Origin of the sequence: Bartonella sp. AA23NXGY, from assembly GCF_042197165.1 — a bacterium.
GTDB lineage: Bacteria > Pseudomonadota > Alphaproteobacteria > Rhizobiales > Rhizobiaceae > Bartonella.
Genome location: NZ_JBHIRO010000106.1, coordinates 1 through 629 on the forward strand (window position 1 = coordinate 1; position 629 = coordinate 629).

At 40.1% G+C, this 629-nt stretch carries 1 protein-coding gene; it reads right to left on the bottom strand.

Features of this window, described 5'->3' with window-relative positions; translation table 11 throughout:
- Window positions 1-629, bottom strand: a 629-nt coding sequence (locus ACFINY_RS09905; protein ID WP_375701084.1) for a tyrosine-type recombinase/integrase, incomplete at both ends; no start/stop codon positions are given.

Here is a 629-nt window from a genome sequence, read left to right on the forward strand (position 1 = left end):
CGCTTGCCTTTCATATTTTCAGCAGGTATGGTCCATATATCCCCATCAATTTGATCTTTATGAATATGACGTAAAGGATTGGTACGAACACCTGTCAGAATAAGCAAACGCAAAGCCAGTTGTGTTATGGTTGATGCTTCACAGAGTGTTTTATAAAAAGCCGGAACCTCTCTCCAATCCATGGCTGGTCTATTAGTGACCTTATGGCGTTGTTTTCCTAAGAGAGCTTTTGCTTTTTCTACAGCTTGTAAATCAACATCTACACCTAATGCAGCCGCATGTTTGAGACAAAGATTAAGACGTATCAATGCTGTTCGAGCAATTACAGCCTTTGTATGCCAAATGGGAGAAAGGGTATTGCGTATCTCTGTTTGCGTAATCTCTGAAACGGGTAAACAGCCTAATTTAGGGAGAATATGAAGGCGTAAAGGTGTAAACCATTTACCATTTTTACCATCACCTTTTAATTCAGCTTTACGAGTTTCAAAAGTATCTAGTGCAATATCTTTTAAGTAATGGAGATTGCTTATTGCCTCACGCTTTTGTTTTTCACGTTCTTTAATAGGGTCACGCCCTTCACGTAAAACAGCCCGCCACCCAGTTGCCAATTCACGGGCTTGTTTTAAAGA